This window comes from Microterricola viridarii (assembly GCF_001542775.1).
Taxonomy (GTDB): domain Bacteria; phylum Actinomycetota; class Actinomycetes; order Actinomycetales; family Microbacteriaceae; genus Microterricola; species Microterricola viridarii_A.
Genome location: NZ_CP014145.1, coordinates 553101 through 569705 on the forward strand (window position 1 = coordinate 553101; position 16605 = coordinate 569705).

Genomic DNA, 16605 nt, shown 5'->3' on the forward strand with positions numbered 1-16605 from the left:
TGCTCAGGCCGCCTCGGGCCGGCCGTACTCCTCGAGCAGCCGAAGCCACACCTCGCTGAGCGTCGGGAACGCCGGCACGGCGTGCCAGAGCCGGTTCAGCGGCACCTCGGCCACGACGGCAATCGTGGCGGCGTGCAGCAGCTCGGCGACATCCGGCCCGACGAAGGTCAGGCCGAGCAGCACCTCGCGGTCGGTGTCGATGACGGCGCGCACCTGCCCGCGGTAGCCGTCGCGGTGCAGGCTGGCGCCGGAGACCCAGCCGAGCTGGTAATCGATGACGCGGATGCCGCGGCCCTCCTGCTCGGAAAGCCGCGCCGCCGCGGCGGCCGTCAGCCCCACCGAGGCGACCTCCGGGTCGGTGAACGTCACCTGCGGCACGGCGGCATGGTCGGCCGTTGCCGCGTGCACGCCCCACGCCGCGTCGTCGACGGCGGTGCCGTTCGCGCGCGCCGCGATCACGTCGCCGGCCGCCCGCGCCTGGTACTTGCCCTGGTGGGTGAGCAGGGCTCGATGGTTCACATCGCCGACCGCGTACAGCCAGTCGCTGCCTGGCACCCGCAGGGTGTCGTCGACGGTGATCCAGCCGCCGGGCTCCAGCCCGACCGTCTCCAGGCCCAGCTCGCCGGTGCGCGGGGAGCGCCCAGTGGCGACGAGCACCTCGTCGGCCTCGAGTGCCGGTCGGCCGTCGAACTCGATCCGCACCCGGCCGTCTGGCCCCCGGTGCACGGCGGTCGGCGTCGTGCCGGTCAGCACTTCGACGCCGGAGGCGGTGAGCGACGCCTGCACGGCTTCGCCGGCGAACGGCTCCATGCCGCCGAGCAGCCCGCGCCGGGCGATCATCGTCACAGCGCCGCCGAGCGAGCGGAACACGGTCGCCATCTCGCAGCCGACCGTGCCGCCACCGATGACGGCCAGGTGTGCGGGAACCTCCTCGGCGGAGGTCGCCTCCCGGCTGGTCCACGGCGCTGCCGCGCGGAGGCCGGGGATGTCGGGCACGGCGGCGTCCGAGCCGGTGCACACGGCAACGGCATGCCGGGCGCGCAGCTGGATCGGCGCCAGGGCAGGGTCGGTCGGGGTGACGGTCACGGTGCGCACCCCGGTGATGCGGCCGTGCCCGCGCACCAGGTCGATGCCGGTCTGCTCGAGCCAGTGCGCGCCGCTGGCGTCGTCCCAGTCGCCGACGGCGTCGTCTCGCCGGCGCAGCACGGCGGCGGCGTCCAGCGTGCCGGTGATGGCGGCATCCGCCCCCGCGACGGCCCTGGCCGCCGCCAGCGCGGCCGCCGGTCGGAGCAGCGCCTTCGAGGGAACGCAGGCCCAGAAGGAGCACTCGCCGCCGATCAACTCGGCCTCGACGATCACCACGCTCAGGCCGCCGGCCTTCGCGCGGTCGGCCACGTTCTCACCGACCGGGCCCGCTCCGATCACGATCAGGTCATACTCGATCGGGCCATCGTCGGCAGCGGTCACGGCGTTCTCCTTAGCGGGTAAGCGCGCCGATCACGCGCAGAATGGTGGGCAGGTCGCCCTCCGCGTCCAGGGGGAGGCGGGGGAGAAGCCGGCGATGGTGGCACCGGCCAGGGGGAACTCCGCGCGCAGCGCGGTGAGCGTGCCGGTGAGCTGCTCCAGGCTCAGCCCGAACGGCAGCGGGTTCGCGAGTCCGGTGATGACGGCCGGGTCGAGCACGTCGAGATCGATGTGCACGTAGACGCGGCTGGCGCCGGTCGCGCGCACGGCGTCGAGTAACGGCGCGGGGGCCTCGAGGTGCTCTGCCGCCACCCGGGCGATCTGCTTCGCGTCGATGAACTCCGACTCGGCGGGGTCGACATCGCGGATGCCGGCCAACACCAGCCGGGCCGGGTCGAGGCGGTGTGCGGCATCCGGCAGCAGCTCACCCTCCCCGCACAGGGCGCGCAGCACCATACCGGTGAACGCCCCGGACGGTGACGTGTCCGGCACGTTCAGGTCGGGGTGCGCGTCGAGCCAGACGACCGCCAGATCACCGTCGGAACGCCGCATCGCGTGTTCGACGGCGCCGAGCGATACGCCGCAGTCGCCGCCGATGGTCAGCGCCCAGTCGGGCACCGTCGAGAGCGTCTGCAGCATCCGGTCGCGCACGCCGAGCAGGGCGGAGAATCGCCGCACCCCTGTGCCGAGGGCGTCGCCGCTCTCGGCTGGAACTTCGACGGTGCGCGTCGCGGAGGCGGGCAGGTCGCCGCGGATCGCCTCGGCCCCGTCGGCCAGGCGCATGGCGCGCGCAGACATGGAACCTTGCCACTGGGGCACAACTACGAAGGTGACAGCCACGGTCTCAGTATCCTCCCAACGCGTGCGGAAGGGGAGGAGGGCGGCCGGATCGGCCGCCCTCCTCCCTCTGCTGCTACTGGCCGATGGCGCTCGTGCCGCCGGCCTTCAAGGCGGCCAGGCGGGCGTCGACCTCGGTCAGCTCGCCGATGTCCTCGAGCTCGTTGAACTGGGCGTCCAGGCTGGAGGCGGCGAGCTCGCTCGCCCCGCGCACCTTGGCCTCCTCGCGGCGGATCTTGTCTTCGAAACGCGACACCTCGCTGGTGGGGTCGAGGATGTCGATGCTCTTGACAGCATCCATCACCTGCGCCTGAGCAGCGGCCGTCTTGGAGCGGGCGATCAGCTCGTTGCGCTTGGCGGAGAGCTGGTTCAGCTTGTCCTTCATGGCGTTCAGGCCGGACTTGAGCTTGTCGACGATCTCGGTCTGTGAAGCGATCTGCGGCTCGGCGGCCTTCGCCTCGTTCTCGGAGGTGATCTGTCGGCCGAGAGCCACCTTGGCGAGGGCGTCGAACTTGTCGGCCCCGGCCGCGTCGCCGGCTGCACGCAGCTCGTCGGCCTTGCGGCTGGCGGCGAGGGCCTTGTTGCCCCACTCCCTGGCGGCCTCCACGTCTTCGCGGTGGTCGTCCTCGAGCAGGCGCAGGTTGCCGATGGTCTCGGCAATGGCGCTCTCGGCATCGGCGATGCTGTTGCTGTAGTCGCGCACCATCTGGTCGAGCATGAGCTTCGGGTCCTCGGCGGAGTCGATCAGAGCGTTGATGTTCGCCTTCGCGAGCTGGGCGATGCGACCGAAGATGGACTGCTTAGCCATAGTGTGTTTCCCTTCCGAATGTTTCTACCGTGTGGTTGTGGTGTTGCCTGCTGGTCAGAAACGGCCGCCAGAGCCGCGCCGGGAGCGGGTGCCGCTGCCCCCGAAACTGCCGGGGCCGCGACGACTGCCGCCCCGCCCATCGAGCCGCCGAAAGAGCCGCCGGAGGAGCCGCGCGAACCGCCGCCGCCGAGCATCGAATTGATCAGGAGGCCGCCGAGCACGGCGCCGGCGACGTTGCCGCCCCCGCCGCGGCCGGATCCGGACCCGAAAATGTCGCCGCCCATGCCGGTGCCCATCCCGCCGCCGTATCCGCCGACATCGTTTTGGGCCAGGCGGATCGCCTCAGCGGCCAGTTGGTTGGCCCGCTGTGCCTGGCCGAGCGCCTGCGCGGGGTCGGCCGCGCTGAGCGACTCGGCCTGCACGATGAGACGGCCGGCCTCGGCCAACCGGGTGCGCGCCTCGGCCCCGACGGCTCCGCGGCGGGCGGTGATGAAGTCCTCGGCGGCCGAGAGCTGGCTGCGCGCCGCGAGCAGGTTCTGCGAGAGTGCAGCCTCGGCCCGGGCTTGGGCGGCCTGGGCGTCGCGCACACTGCCGAGCACCGTGTCGATCTGGTTGTTGGCCTGCTCCAGGCGTCGCACGACCTCGACCGGGTTCACTCGTTCAGCCGACAGCTTGGCCGACACATCGCTCAGCACGGCCTCGGTCGCGGCGACCACGGAGTCGAGCTGCCCCGAGGCGTCCGCGCCGGCCGGCAACGCCCGTGCGGCGGCGATGTCTGAGCGCAGGTCGTCGATGGCCGCCGAGAAGCTGGCCCTGGCCTCGGTCAGATCGTGGTCGAGCCGGTCGACGGCGTCCAGCAGCAGGGCGGCCTGGTCGACGGCCTCCTCACCCGCTCGGATGCCGACGGCGGCGTCACTGGTCTTGCCGGCCGCGAGGGCGGTGTCCGCCTGGCCGAGGGCGGCCTCGGCGAACGCCAGCCTGTCCTCCGCTTGGGCGGGGTTGTCGGCGATCGTCGCCAGCGCGGCATCCGTGTACTGCGTCGCCAGCCTGGCCACTGTTGCGCGCGCAGCGCCGAGCCGGCCGCGCACCGTCTCGGCCGTCTGCCGGGCGGTCGCCAGCGCCTGCGGGGCGTTCTTCTCCAGCGCGCGCAGCGCGTCGAAGGCCTCGGCCTGCGCGTCAAGCACGGCGTTGGCTTTCTCGCAGAGGTCGATGATCTGCGCATACCAACTGCGCTGCTGCTCCTCGGTGTCCGGCTCCGAATCGTCGAGCTTCTGCTGCAGGGTGAAGCCGTTCGAGAGCAGCGCCTTGGCGTCTGCCAGCGCCTTCTGGAACCCGGCTGTCGCCTCGCTGCCGTAGGAGGCGATGGCGAAGCCGAGTTCTTCCTCGCTGGTCTTCACCGCGTCGTCGGTGCGCACCAGTGCGCTGCCCGCACGCTGTTTGAGTTCGGCGGTGCTGAGCTCGCCGAGACCGCCAGGGGCCGCTCCGCCCCGGCCGCCGGATGCCGACGATTTGCCGCGCCGGCGCAGCACGATGAACAGCACGGCGCCCACGATGACAACACCGATCAGGAAGAACCAGACGAAGCCGGAACCGCCGCCGGTGCCGCCGTTGAGCGAGTCACCGCGTGCGGCCCTCTCCAGGCCGGTCGCGGCACCGATCGCCGCCCCGGCCCAGTCTGCGTCGTGCAGTGCGGGCTCGATGTAGTTCTGGTCGATCTCGGTGAGCTGCTGGTCGCTGAGCGGGGAACCGCTCGCGGCGGAGAGGTAGTAGCTGTGGCCGTCCACGGCCACGGCGAGGAGGTAGTCGTTGCTGCCCAGACCATTCGCGGTGGCGGTGGCGTCTGTCCAAGCCACGGCGTCGGCCGGGTTCTCGAAGACGTCGACGTAGGCGACGAAGAGCTGCATCCGCTCGTTCTGGTAGAGCGTGTCTATGGCCTTCTCGACGTCACCAGTGCGGGAGCCGAGTGCGCCAACGGTGTCGACGATCGGGCTCGACCCGAAAGTCACCGGCTCTGCCGCCGAAGCGGCCAGTGCAGGGCCGGAGAACAGCGCGACAACCGCCAATACGGCCGCAAAACCCCACCGTGCCCGCATCGGCCCCACTTCCTCTAACGCGTTCACTTCGCAGTCTAGGCGGAGCGCGTCAGGCGAGTCCAGCTGCGGGCGGCGCGCACGGAGCGGCCGGTTTCAGCTCCCGACGAGGGCGACGCGGTCGAGAAGTTCGCCCCGCACCTCGGCCACCAGCAGCTCACGGGCGCCCTGCACGACGGCGTTGTCGCGCACGCTGGTAGCGACGACCTCCGGGTACCACCGGCTCTCGGCCCGGATGTGCTCTGCGACGAGCGTGGCCAGCTCCGCGCCGCCGGCGCTGCCCGTCGGGCCGCCGAGCACGAGCAGCTCGGGGTCGAGCACCGAGAGCAGCGGCGTGAGTGAGAGGGCGACGCGCGGGGCGAGCTCTGCGATCACCTCACTGCGATTCGGTGCGGATTCGAGGGCGGCCAGGGCGGCCGGAAGCGTCGTGCCGGCGATGCCGAAGCGGTTGAGGAGTGCGTGCACGGCGCGGCCACCGATCAGGTCCTGTACCTCGCGCATGGACTCGTCATAGTGGATCGCGGCGTGGGGGATGGGCATGAAGCCGATCTCGCCGGCTCCGCCGAAGGCGCCGCGGTGCAGCGATCCGTTGATGTCGAACGCGGCGCCGACACCGTTGCCGAGCCAGATCATCACGAACACCTCGCGGCCCTGGCCCACGCCGTCCACACGTTCCGCCGTCGCGGCGAGGTTGACGTCGTTCTCGATGCGCACCTGCGCCCCGAGTGCGTCCTCGAGCAGGTCCCGGATGCCGGTGGCCGGCCATTTCGGCAGCGCCTCGGTGAACAGCTCGTCGGCGTGCCGGGGGTCGACGTATCCGGGGATCCCGATGCACAGTTTGTGCACAGCGGCCGGGTCGGAGCCACTCGCCGCGCAGGCACGCTCGATCGCCGCGCGCACGTCGCGGACGGGGTCGCGCTTGTCTAGGTCCTCCGGCAGGGCTGCCGAGACGACCGGGTGCGCCGTTCCCGCAGCGTCGACCACACAGGAGCGGATCTCGTGCGCATCAATATCGACGACGACGCCGAGCGCTCCGTCCACCCGTGCGGCGTAGAGGATCGGCGCGGGGCCCGGGGTTCCCGTCTGCCGCCCGGCCTGCTCGATGAAGCCGGACTGCTCGAGCCTGGCCATCATCAGCGACGCCGTCGGCTTGGAGACGCCGGCCAGCTCGCAGATGCGGTTGCGGGTCAGCGGGCCGTGCTCCAAGAGCAAGGCCAGGCCGGTCCTGTCATTGACGGCGCCCAGCCAGGCGGGAGTGCCTTGGGAGGATTTCACTGCCACGGGTCCGCCTTCGTGCCGTCTGCGGCCGTGGCCGCGCTGTAAGGATTCCTCACGAGCATATCGTCGCGCGGGGCCCGGCCCGGCCGCCTCGCCAGCGACCTGATCGGCACGGCGCAGTTCAGCAGAGCGCTGCGCGTGCCCGCTCGTGAGCCGCCGGATCCGCTCCGATCTGATCGAGCAGCAGCAGCGCGGCACCCGCGACGGGCCGCGCGGTCACCAGCGTGGGCTCGGCCAGCGGCGCTGCGGCCGCCAGCGCACCGCGGATGCCGCCGAGCAGCCGCTCGTGCCCGGCGGCGAGAACCCCGCCGCCCAGCACGACGGGCACCGCCGTCTCGAGCAAGTCCAACCGCCGCAGCGCGGTGACCGCCAGCGTGATGATCTCCTCTGCCTGGCGGTCGACGAGGGAGCCGGCGACCGCGTCGCCAGCCTCGGCGGCCGCGAACAACAGCGGCGTCAGGGCGGTCAGCACGTCGGGGCGGATGTGGTTGAAGTGCAGGGCAACGGTCACGGCGCGCACGCTAGGTAGGCCGAGGAACGCCGGGATCTCGCTGCGCAGGCTGGTCGGCGCGCCCCGGCCATCCTCGGCGCGGGCCGCGTGCCAGAGTGCCTCCTGGCCGAGCTGGGAGCCGCCGCCCCAGTCGCCTGAGATCATGCCGAGGGCTGGAAAGCGCAGCTGGGCCCCGTCGGCGCGCACCCCGATCGCGTTGATGCCGGTGCCGCACACCACGGCGACCGCTGTTGCCTCGGCCGTTCCCACCCGCAGCAGGGCGAAGAGGTCGTTGTCGACCACCGGCGGCACGGTGGTGCCCGCCCAGTCGAGGTGCGCGATGGCCGCAGAAAACGCGGCGATCTCCTCCGGCAGGTCGAGGCCGGAGAGATAGCAGGCCGCCCGGTCGGCCGGAGCCCCGGCCGCGGCGAGCACCTCCCGCACGACGGAGTCCACTACCCGTACCGCCGGGTCCAGGCCGAGATTCTGCGGGCTGGAGCTCGCGCCGGTGGCGCGCGCGAGCACCTCGCCGGCCGCGCTGAGCGCGACGGCATCCGTCTTGGAACCCCCGCCGTCCACGGCGACGAGCACGCCGGGTGCTCGCACTGACTGGGCCGGCATGCTCAGCGCGCCCAGGCCAGGTGGTCGCGGTTGTCGGCCAGCAGCAGGTCGGTGAGCTTCTCTGCCCGCTCGAACTGCAGTACCAACGGGTGCGCCATCATCGCGCGCAGCACGCGGTCGCGGCCGCCATGGATGGCGGCGTCCAGGGCGAGGCGTTCGTAGCCGGCCACGCCGGAGATCAGGCCGGCGATGTCGGGCGGCAGCGCGGCGACGGGCAGCGCGCGCAGGCCGTCGCCGTGCACGGTGGCCGGCACCTCGATGACATGGTCGTCCGGGAGGAATGGCAGCGTGCCGTTGTTGGCCAGGTTCACAACCTGCGCGTCTCCGCGGTCGCTCTGCAACGAGGCGATCAGGTCGACGGCGGCCTCCGAGTAGAAGGCGCCGCCGCGCTTCTCCAGCTGGGCCGGCTTGCTGTGCACGCTCTCGTCGGCGTACACCTCCAGCAGTGCGCGCTCCACCTCCATCACGGCCAGCGCCCGCGGCTGCTCGACCCGCTGCTCGGCCAGCACCGTGTCGTGGGCGTAGTAGTAGCGCAGGTAGTAGCTCGGAACGGCGCCGAGCATGTCGATCAGCTGTCCCGGCAGTTCGACCTCCTCCGCGAGGGCGTCCAGGCGGGTACCGATCAGCTCGGGCAGGCGGTCAATGCTTCCTCCCGCCGTCTGCACCCGCACGCCGCGCTCCCAGCTGAGGTGGTTGAGTCCGACATGGTCCAGAGCGACGGCGCGGTGGTCGACGCCGAGCAGGGCCGCAAAGCGGCGTTGGAAGCCGATCGCGACATTGCACAGGCCGACGGCGCGGTGCCCCTCGTTCAGCAGCGCCCGTGTGATGATGCCGACCGGGTTGGTGAAGTCGACGATCCAAGCGCCCGGCTTGGCATGCCGGCGCACCGTCTCGGCGACATCGAGCACGACAGGAATGGTGCGCAGCGCCTTTGCGAAGCCGCCCGGCCCCGTCGTCTCCTGGCCGATGCAGCCGCAGGCGTGCGGGAATGTCTCGTCACCGAGCCGGGCCGCCTGGCCGCCGACGCGCAGCTGGATCAGCACGGTATCGGCATCGGAGGCACCGGCCACGAGGTCGGTGGTCGCAACGATTCGGCCGGGGTGCCCGGCGGCCGCGAACATGCGCCGCGAGATCCCGGCGACCAGCGCGAGCCGTTCCGGGTCGCGGTCGACCAACCAGAGTTCATCGATCGGCAGCACCGCGCTCAGCCGGGCGAAGCCGTCGATCAGTTCCGGCGTGTAGGTGGATCCGCCACCGATCACAGTGAGTTTCATTGTTATCCCTTGACTCCGGTCAGTGTGATGCCCTCGACGAAGACGCGTTGGGCAAAGAAGAAGATCAGCACGATGGGAACCGTCACGAGCATCGTCATCGCCATGGTCAGCCCCCAATCGGTGCCGTGGATGCCGCGGAAGGAGGCCAGGCCGTAGGCGACAGGCCAAGCGGACTGGTTCTCTGAGGTGTACAGCAGCGGGCCGAAGTAGTCGTTCCACGAGTGGAAGAACATGAAGATGCCCGTCGCAGCGATGCCGGGTTTGGCCATCGGCACCATGACACGTCTGAGCACGCCGAACTCGCCGTTGCCGTCGATGCGGGCGGCATCGGCGTACTCGCTCGGGATGGTGAGGAAGAACTGCCGCAACAAGAAGATCGAGAAGGCGTCACCGAGCAAGTTCGGCAGGATCAACGGCCAGAGCGTGCCGGTGAGGCCGAGATTCGACCACATCACATAGATCGGGATCGCCGTGACCTGGGGCGGCAGCAGCATCGCGATGATGATGGCCGTGAACACCACGTTCGAGTAGCGGAACCGGATCTTGGCGAGCACGTAGGCGGCCGGCACGCTGGAGACGAGCATGAACACGGTTGCCAGGATGGCGTAGGTGGCCGAGTTGGCGAACCAGAGCAGGAGCGGCGCCTCCGTGAACACCTTCACGTAGTTGGACCACTCGAATGGTTGCGGCCAGAGCGACGCGGTGAGCGTCTGCGAGCTCGACATCACCGAGGTGAGGAAGACGAAGACGATCGGGGCGAGGAAGATCAGCGCGAGGCCGACCAGGAGCGCGTTCTCCGCGATCCACATCAGTATGCGGCGCATCAGGCGGTTCCCTCCGGAGTGAACGCCTTGAACCGGCGCAACAGGGCGATCAGGAAGATGCTCGCGACGACGAACAAGAGCACGGCCAGCGCTGACGCATAGCCCAGCTGGTAGGTGTTGAATCCGCGCACATAGAGCCACTGCGTGTAGGTCAGCAACGAGTTGCCCGGGTAGCCGAGGTTGGCGCCCGTACCCTCGCCGACGACCGCCTTGCCGTTGGCGACCCCGGATGCCACGGCCGCCTCCGTGAAGTACTGCAACGCCGCGATCACACCGGTGATCACCGCGAACATGAGCACGGGCGTGATGCTGGGGAATGTGACGTAGCGCAGTTGCTGCAGGCCGTTGGCGCCGTCCAGCGACGCCGCCTCGTACTGCTCGCGCGGCACATCGAGCAAGGCGGCCAGGAAGATGATCATGATGTCGCCCATCACCCAGATGCCGAGCAGCACCAGCGAGGGCTTGGACCAGGCCGGGTCGTTGAACCAGAGCGGGCCCTGGATGCCGAAGACGCCGAGGATCTGGTTCACCGGCCCGGTGGCCGGATTGAACAGGAACACGAAGGCGACGACGGATGCCACGGGCGGCACGAGCGCCGGCAGGTAGAACACGGTGCGCCAGACGCCGCTGGCCCGCTTCGCCCGCACCAGCAGGCCGGCGATCCCGAGGGCGAAGAAGATCTTGATCGGCACCAGGAAGACGACGAACCACAGGGTGTTCAGCGTCGCGATCCAGACCTTGGGGTCCTGGGTGAAGAGGTACTCGTAGTTGCGCAGCCCGATCCAGTCCGGCGGTGACACCAAGTCGTAGCGGGTGAACGAGTAGTAGACGGAGGCGATGAGCGGGTAGACGAAGAAGATCGCCAGGCCGAGCAGCGCGGGGGAGAGCAGGGCGAACACGGTGAGTGTGCGCCGGCGGTGCGCAGCGCTCGTGCGGCGGCCGGCCGGGACCGGCCGCCCCACGGTGCTGCTCGCCGGCTGGGCGAGTGTGCGGCTCATTATGGTCCGCTGACGAGGTTCAGCTGGTCGTTGATCTGCTTGTCCACGTCGGCGAGGCCGGCGGGCAGGTCGCTGACGGCGCCGCTCTGGTAGCTGTGCCAGAAATCCTCGAACGTCTGCTGGTATCCGGCTCCGAGCGGGCTCGGTGGGGTGGTCGCCGAGTTCGGGTTCTGCATGATGTCGAGGAAGGTCTTGAACTGGGGTGACACCTCCAGGGCGGGGGAGGCGAGAGCGTCGGTCGTGGTCGGCGCGTTCTTCAGGCCGTTCGACAGCTTGACGATGGCATCCGTGTCGGTGGTGAGGTACTTGAGCAGGGCCCAGGCGAGCTCGGGGTGCTGGGAGCCCTTGGAGATGCCGGCGATGTTGCCGGTCACGTACCCGCCGCCGTAGAGCGAGGCGTCGCTGTCGATGACGGGCATCGGCGCCGTGCCGTAGTTCAGCTGCGGTGCCTGGTCTGCGATGAACGCGGTGCGGTACTCACCGTCGAGGTTCATCGCGACGCTGCCGACCTGGAAGGCGTTGTCTGCAGAGAATTCTTGGCCGAGGCCGGCCGTGAACGCGTTGACTTTGTCGTAGCCGAGCTCATCGATGAAGCCCTTCTGCCACTCCATCAGCTCCGTCCAGCCCGGCGACCCGGAGATGGCGGAGGTGCCGTCGGCGTTCAGCCATTCGGCGGCGCCGAGCGGGCCGAGGTGCGCGGCCGAGTTCTCGTACCAGCCCATCATCGGGTTGAACCCGAGCGTCTTGATGGAGCCGTCCGCGTTGAATGTGGTGAGCTTCATTGCCATGTCCTGCAGCTCGGAGAGCGTCTTCGGCGGCGCGGTGAAGCCACCGGCGGCGAGCAGGTCCTTGTTGTAGTACAGGCCGTAGACGTCGGCGAGCACGGGCATCGAGCAGCGCACCCCGTTGAACTCCGTGTAGCTGCGCACGGTATCGGAGAACTGGCTGAGGTCGACGGAATCCCGTTTGATCACGGCACCGAGGTCGCGGAATGCGCCGGTCGAGCAGAAGTTGCCGACGACATCGGTCGAGTAGCTGAGGCCCAAGTCGACCTTGTCGCCGGTGGCGATGGCCTTGCGCAGCTTCTCGTCGTCCTGGCCCTCGTGCACCTCGACGGTGACGCCGGGGTTCGCAGCCTCGAAGTCGTCGACGACGGACTGGATCACCTCGGCCTCCCTGTCGGAGAAGAAGTGCCAGAACGAGACGGTGCCGCTCAGCGTGCTCGGGGCGGATGCCTCGAACTCACTGCCGGTGCTGGCGGTGCTGCAGCCGGCGAGGGTGAGCGCCGCGGCCCCGGAGAGTGCGGCGATCACGGCGATTCGGCCGGGGATGCTGTGAAGCTTCATGGGTGAACTCGATTCTCGGTTGGTGATGCCAAGGAACGGTGGATCTGTGTGGGGTGAATCTGCGCTGGGTGGATCTGTGCTGGGTGGATCGTGGTGCGGGAACGGTGTGCTGGGCCGTTCGGCGCTCGCCGCGGGGCGGGCCGTCGGACGGCTCGACGAATACCGCCGGGTGGCGGAGGGCGCAGCGTGCTGGTGAACGGGGCTGTCAGGCGGAGAGTGCGGTGATGTTCTCGAGCAGCGATGTGCGCACATCGGTGACGAGGGCGTCGTGTGCACCGCGGAGCGCCGGATGCGCCCCGACGGTCGTGGCGACGACATCCGGAGCCCAACGACTGGACCTGCGGATGTGTGTGCGGACGAGGTCGGCGAGCGCTCTGCCGCCGGCCGCGCCGATCGGGCCCCCGAGCACGATCGTGCCGGGGTCGAGTACGGCGAGCACCGGTAGCGCGCCGAGGGCGATGCGGGGCGCCAGCTCGGCGAGCGCGGCCGAACGCGCGGCGGCCGGGGCCTCCGCGAAACGTTCGAGCCGGTCGTCGAGCGTGCGTCCCTGCACACCGTGTGAGCGCAGGAGCCGGGAGACGGCGGTGCCGCCCATCAGGTCCTGCAGGTCTTCGGCGACCGGGTCGAGCTCGGCCGCGGAGCGGGGAACGGGGAGGTAGCCGATCTCGCCGGCGCCGCCGGACGCGCCGCGGATCAGGCTGCCGCCCTGGTCGATGGAGACGCCGAGGCCGCTGCCCATCCAGAGCAGCGCGAACCCGGGGGAGTCGATGCCCGCGCCGCGGGTGCGCTCGGCGATCGCGGCCAGGTTGGCGTCGTTGTCGATCTCGACCGTGCGCGCCAGGCCGTCCTCCAGGTGTGCGCGCAGGCCGCGGCGCGGCCAGCCGGGCAGCTTGTTGGCGAAGCTCAGCTCGTCGCTGCGCGGGTCGACGGCACCGGGCACGGCGATGTGCAGTCGCTGCACCGCCTCTGGGCTCGTGCCGGCGGCCAGGCTGGCGGCGTCGATGGCCGCGCGGATGTCGCTGAGCGCACTGCGTCCGGGCGCTGGACGTGTGGCGGGGTGCTGCGCCACGGGCAGGGTCACGACGGGGAGCGTCACGACGGGATACTCCGTGCCGCGGGCATCGGCGACGGTGGCGTGGATTGCGGTGGGGGTGACGTCGACGGCGACGCCGAGCACGCGGTCGGTGTGTGCTGCGTAGCCGGCGGCGTTGGGGCCCCGGCCGCCGGAGATCTGTGCGGCCTCGTAGATGAGTCCGGCCTCTTCGAGCCTGGTCACGATCTGGGCGGCGGTCGGCTTCGACAACCCGGAGAGCTCTCCGATGCGGTTGCGAGTCAGCACGCCGTGCTCGAGCAGCAGCGAGAACGCGGTGCGGTCGTTGACCGCGCCGAGCCAGCCCGGTGTGCCTTGCGCGTTTTTCACTGCCACGACTGCTCCCTTGCGATCATGAATTGCACGGCGCCGGCGGCTGCTGTCTGCACTGCCGTCTGCACTGTGCCGCAAAGGTATCAGGAAAGTTTCTTGTTAGAAAGGGCTCCAGAGATTCTTTTCCGAATCCCAGCCCTGCTCGCCGATCAACGGCACGAATCGCACGCCGCCCAGGGACTCGTGTTCCCACTCTCCCGCGGCGGTGCCCGTACTCGCAGGATCGCCGCGGTGCACCACCACCAGGGTCTGCCAGCCGCTCACATCCTCCAGCGGCAACACCAGCCGACCGGTTGGTGCGAGCTGCTCGCGAAGCGCTTCGGGTACGGCAGGCCCGGCCGCCGAGACGATGATCGCGTCGTAGGGCGCGTGCTCGGCCAGACCGAGCGTGCCGTCCGCCAGCCGCACGTGGGCGTTCGTGTAGCCGAGGCGTGCGAGCAGGTCGCCCGCCCGTGCGGCCAGCCGCGGCATCCGCTCGATCGACCAGACCTCGCCGGCGATGGCAGCCAGCACGGCCGCCGCGTAGCCGGAGCCGGTGCCGATCTCGAGCACCCGGCTGCCCGCGTCGACCCGGGCGGCCTGGGCCATCAGCGCCACGATGTAGGGCTGCGAGATGGTCTGGCCGTCGCCGATGGGCAGCGGGTGGTCGGCATAGGCCTGCCCGCGCAGCTCGGCGCGCACGAATTCCTCGCGCGGCACGGAGCCCATCGCTCCGAGCACCAGGGCGTCGGTGATGCCGCGTCGGGCCAGGTGCCACTCGAGCATCTCGGCCCGGCGCGAGTCGAACTCGCTCACCCCTCCAGTACAGCACCGTGCGGGGCCGCCCGCCACGCCCGCGGCCCGTGCGGTGGCTACGACCGGGCGCGGTTCGCGGCGATCACGTCGCGGTACCAGTGGAAGGAATCCTTGGGCGTGCGCGTCTGGGTCTCGAAGTCGGTGTGCACGAGGCCGAAGCGCATCGAGTTGCCGACCGCCCACTCGAAGTTGTCCATCAGCGACCAGTGGAAGTAGCCGCGCACATCGACACCCGCGTCGACCGCATCGGCGATGGCACGTAGGTGCGCGTCGGTATAGTCGATGCGGCGCTGATCGGTGACCCGGCCGGCGGCATCCGGCTCGTCGTTGATGGCCGCGCCGTTTTCGGTGATGTAGATCGGGGGCAGCGCGTCGCCGTAGCGCTCCCGGAACGAGACGAGCAGCTCGGTGAGGCCGGCCGGGATGACGGGCCAGTCGAAGTCGGTGCGCGGGTAACCGTCGATGTCCACGAGTTCGAACGGCAGGCCGGCGTCGAGCTCGTGGCCGTCGATGAGGGCCGGGCCGTCAGCGTCGCCCTGGGTTGCGCTGTAGCCGGGAGCGGCCACCTTGGTCGGGTTGTAGTAGTTGATGCCGTACCAGTCGATCGGGCTGGAGATGATCTCGAGGTCTTCGGCCGGCACATCGGGCAGCATGCCGGCCATGGCCTCCGGGTAGGCGCCGGTGAGGATCGGGTCGGCGAAGATCCAATTGGAGATGTGGTCGTAGAGCCCGGCCGCCTGCTGGTCGGCCGGGTCATCGCCGGCAGCCCAGGTGGGTGCGTGGTTGTTGGCGACGCCGATGTTGTCGGCGCCGGCCGCCCGCAGCGCCCGCACCGCGAGTCCGTGCCCGAGCAGCAGGTGGTGCGCGGCGGGGAGGGCCTCGAAGCCGAGCCGCAGGCCGGGGGCCTGGATGCCGGCACCGTAGCCGAGCATGGTGAGCACGACGGGCTCGTTGATCGTGATCCAACGAGGGATGCGGTCGGCGAAGTGCTCGCCGACGATGCCGGCGTACTCGCCGAAGCGCAGCGCGGTGTCACGGTTCAGCCAGCCGCCAGCCTGCTCGAGCGGCAGCGGGGTGTCCCAATGGAACAGCGTCGGTGACGGCGTGACGCCCGCCTTGAGCAGGCCGTCGACCAGGCGGTCGTAGAAGTCCAGGCCGAGCGGGTTCACGGCGCCGGACCCGGTGGGCTGGATGCGGCTCCAGGCGAACGAGAAGCGGTAGGCGTCCACCCCGAGGTCGGCCATCAGGGCGATGTCCTCCGGGTAGCGGTGGTAGTGGTCGCAGGCGACCTCGCCGCTATCGCCGTTCAGTACCCGGCCGGGCTCCGCGCAGAAGGCGTCCCAGGATGTCGGCCCGCGGCCGTCCTCTGTCACCGCGCCTTCGATCTGGTAGGCGGCCGTTGACACCCCCCAGACGAAACCCTCAGGCAGAACGGGGAGCGCGGACGGCTGGTTCATGGGGGCCTCTCGACGGCGTTGTCAGGAATGCGGTGCTGCTACGAGGATCGCCGACATCCCGGACTAAGTCAAGCGTCTGGGTCAGGTGACCCACTGTTGCTTTCTGGGTCACGCCAGCCCGGTGAACACCGGCTTCCGCTTTTCTTGGAAGGCCGCGAAACCCTCGGCGTAGTCCGCGCTGCCGCCGAGCGCCCCCTGGGCGGCGTTCTCGGCGGCGAGCGAGGGCCAGAGGCCGACCCGCTCATCGCGCAGCTGGTGCACGAGCCGCTTGCTCGCCAGGAACGCCTGGGTGGCTCCTGCCGCGACCCGGCTCACCCGGGCGCGGGTGAATGCGAGGATCTCGGCCTGCGGCACGACCCGGCTGAACAGGCCGAGTTGCACGGCCTCGGTGCCGCTGATCAGCTCGGCCGTGTAGATGAGGTCGAGGGTGCGGTGGGCGCCGAGCCGTTCGAAGAACAGGGCGTGGCCGCCGGAGTCGAGTGTTGCCCCGAGGTTCGCGAACGGGGAGCCGATCTTGGCGGTGTCGGCGACGTAGACGACGTCGCTGGCGATCAGCAGGCCGAGTCCGATGCCCAGGCACGCCCCCGTCGCGATCGCGAAGGTCGGGGCGGGGAAGGCGTCGATCTGGGTCAGCAGCGGAGTCACCACCCGGGAGAGGTAGCCCTCGGCGTCATCTGTCGCTGGGTCGACATTCGAGATATCCCGGCCGGCGCAGAACGCACGGCCCTCCCCGTGCAGCAGCACGGCCCGCACGCCCGCCTCGGCGGCCTGGGTGTACGCGTCGGAGAGGTCGGCGATCGCCTGCTCGTCCAGCGCGTTGAGCTTGCCCGGTTCGTTGAGCAGGATCTCGGCAACGCCCTCGGCGATGGTGAGCTCGACGGTCATGGTTCCTCCAGTGGA

14 protein-coding genes are annotated in these 16605 nt (G+C 70.3%); all 14 read right to left on the reverse strand.

Features of this window, described 5'->3' with window-relative positions; genetic code table 11:
• Nucleotides 1-3: 3 nt before the first annotated feature.
• Complete coding sequence (locus AWU67_RS02500; RefSeq protein WP_082716719.1) at nt 4-1467, reverse strand: dihydrolipoyl dehydrogenase family protein; 1464 nt, start codon at nt 1465-1467, stop codon at nt 4-6.
• Nucleotides 1468-1497: 30 nt separating this feature from the next.
• On the reverse strand, nt 1498-2262 hold the full coding sequence (locus AWU67_RS02505; protein ID WP_335339023.1) for an arginase family protein: 765 nt from the start codon (nt 2260-2262) through the stop codon (nt 1498-1500).
• Nucleotides 2263-2377: 115 nt separating this feature from the next.
• Nucleotides 2378-3109, reverse strand: coding sequence for a PspA/IM30 family protein (locus tag AWU67_RS02510; protein ID WP_067226358.1), 732 nt, complete (start codon nt 3107-3109; stop codon nt 2378-2380).
• Nucleotides 3046-5115, reverse strand: coding sequence for a TPM domain-containing protein (locus AWU67_RS17860; RefSeq protein ID WP_160329709.1), 2070 nt, complete (start codon nt 5113-5115; stop codon nt 3046-3048). Before AWU67_RS17860 ends, AWU67_RS02510 begins: the two co-directional genes overlap by 64 nt.
• Nucleotides 5116-5295: 180 nt before the next feature.
• A complete protein-coding gene (locus AWU67_RS02520) occupies nt 5296-6480 on the reverse strand; it encodes an ROK family transcriptional regulator (protein WP_234407329.1) in 1185 nt (394 codons plus the stop codon).
• Nucleotides 6481-6598: 118 nt separating this feature from the next.
• Nucleotides 6599-7588: an N-acetylglucosamine kinase gene (locus AWU67_RS02525; RefSeq protein ID WP_067226371.1), complete on the reverse strand. Its 990-nt coding sequence runs from the start codon at nt 7586-7588 to the stop codon at nt 6599-6601.
• A 2-nt stretch (nt 7589-7590) separates the two neighbouring features.
• On the reverse strand, nt 7591-8862 hold the full coding sequence (locus tag AWU67_RS02530) for a 6-phospho-beta-glucosidase (RefSeq protein ID WP_067226373.1): 1272 nt from the start codon (nt 8860-8862) through the stop codon (nt 7591-7593).
• A gap of 2 nt (nt 8863-8864) precedes the next feature.
• The gene (locus tag AWU67_RS02535; protein WP_067226374.1) at nt 8865-9686 is read right to left on the reverse strand and encodes a carbohydrate ABC transporter permease; all 822 of its coding nucleotides are present in this window, start codon (nt 9684-9686) and stop codon (nt 8865-8867) included.
• On the reverse strand, nt 9686-10684 hold the full coding sequence (locus AWU67_RS02540; RefSeq protein ID WP_082716720.1) for a carbohydrate ABC transporter permease: 999 nt from the start codon (nt 10682-10684) through the stop codon (nt 9686-9688). Before AWU67_RS02540 ends, AWU67_RS02535 begins: the two co-directional genes overlap by 1 nt.
• Entirely contained in the window at nt 10684-12030 is a 1347-nt protein-coding gene (locus AWU67_RS02545) for an extracellular solute-binding protein (RefSeq protein WP_067226376.1), read from the reverse strand. The genes AWU67_RS02540 and AWU67_RS02545 overlap by 1 nt, the downstream gene beginning before the upstream one ends.
• A gap of 205 nt (nt 12031-12235) precedes the next feature.
• Complete coding sequence (locus AWU67_RS02550; protein WP_234407330.1) at nt 12236-13456, reverse strand: ROK family transcriptional regulator; 1221 nt, start codon at nt 13454-13456, stop codon at nt 12236-12238.
• A 96-nt stretch (nt 13457-13552) separates the two neighbouring features.
• A complete protein-coding gene (locus AWU67_RS02555; RefSeq protein WP_234407331.1) occupies nt 13553-14248 on the reverse strand; it encodes a protein-L-isoaspartate(D-aspartate) O-methyltransferase in 696 nt (231 codons plus the stop codon).
• Nucleotides 14249-14304: 56 nt separating this feature from the next.
• Complete coding sequence (locus tag AWU67_RS02560; protein WP_067226379.1) at nt 14305-15705, reverse strand: glycoside hydrolase family 1 protein; 1401 nt, start codon at nt 15703-15705, stop codon at nt 14305-14307.
• A 108-nt stretch (nt 15706-15813) separates the two neighbouring features.
• On the reverse strand, nt 15814-16590 hold the full coding sequence (locus tag AWU67_RS02565; protein WP_067226381.1) for an enoyl-CoA hydratase/isomerase family protein: 777 nt from the start codon (nt 16588-16590) through the stop codon (nt 15814-15816).
• Nucleotides 16591-16605: the final 15 nt, after the last annotated feature.

Excerpts from the sequence above, each read along its gene's own strand:
- AWU67_RS02505 (WP_335339023.1), bottom strand. The coding sequence starts at position 2,262 with ATGTCTGCGCGCGCCATGCGCCTGGCCGACGGGGCCGAGGCGATCCGC.
- AWU67_RS02530 (WP_067226373.1), bottom strand. The coding sequence starts at position 8,862 with ATGAAACTCACTGTGATCGGTGGCGGATCCACCTACACGCCGGAACTG.
- AWU67_RS02565 (WP_067226381.1), bottom strand. The coding sequence starts at position 16,590 with ATGACCGTCGAGCTCACCATCGCCGAGGGCGTTGCCGAGATCCTGCTC.
- AWU67_RS02540 (WP_082716720.1), bottom strand. The coding sequence starts at position 10,684 with ATGAGCCGCACACTCGCCCAGCCGGCGAGCAGCACCGTGGGGCGGCCG.
- AWU67_RS02560 (WP_067226379.1), bottom strand. The coding sequence starts at position 15,705 with ATGAACCAGCCGTCCGCGCTCCCCGTTCTGCCTGAGGGTTTCGTCTGG.
- AWU67_RS02535 (WP_067226374.1), bottom strand. The coding sequence starts at position 9,686 with ATGCGCCGCATACTGATGTGGATCGCGGAGAACGCGCTCCTGGTCGGC.
- AWU67_RS02510 (WP_067226358.1), bottom strand. The coding sequence starts at position 3,109 with ATGGCTAAGCAGTCCATCTTCGGTCGCATCGCCCAGCTCGCGAAGGCG.
- AWU67_RS02545 (WP_067226376.1), bottom strand. The coding sequence starts at position 12,030 with ATGAAGCTTCACAGCATCCCCGGCCGAATCGCCGTGATCGCCGCACTC.
- AWU67_RS02525 (WP_067226371.1), bottom strand. The coding sequence starts at position 7,588 with ATGCCGGCCCAGTCAGTGCGAGCACCCGGCGTGCTCGTCGCCGTGGAC.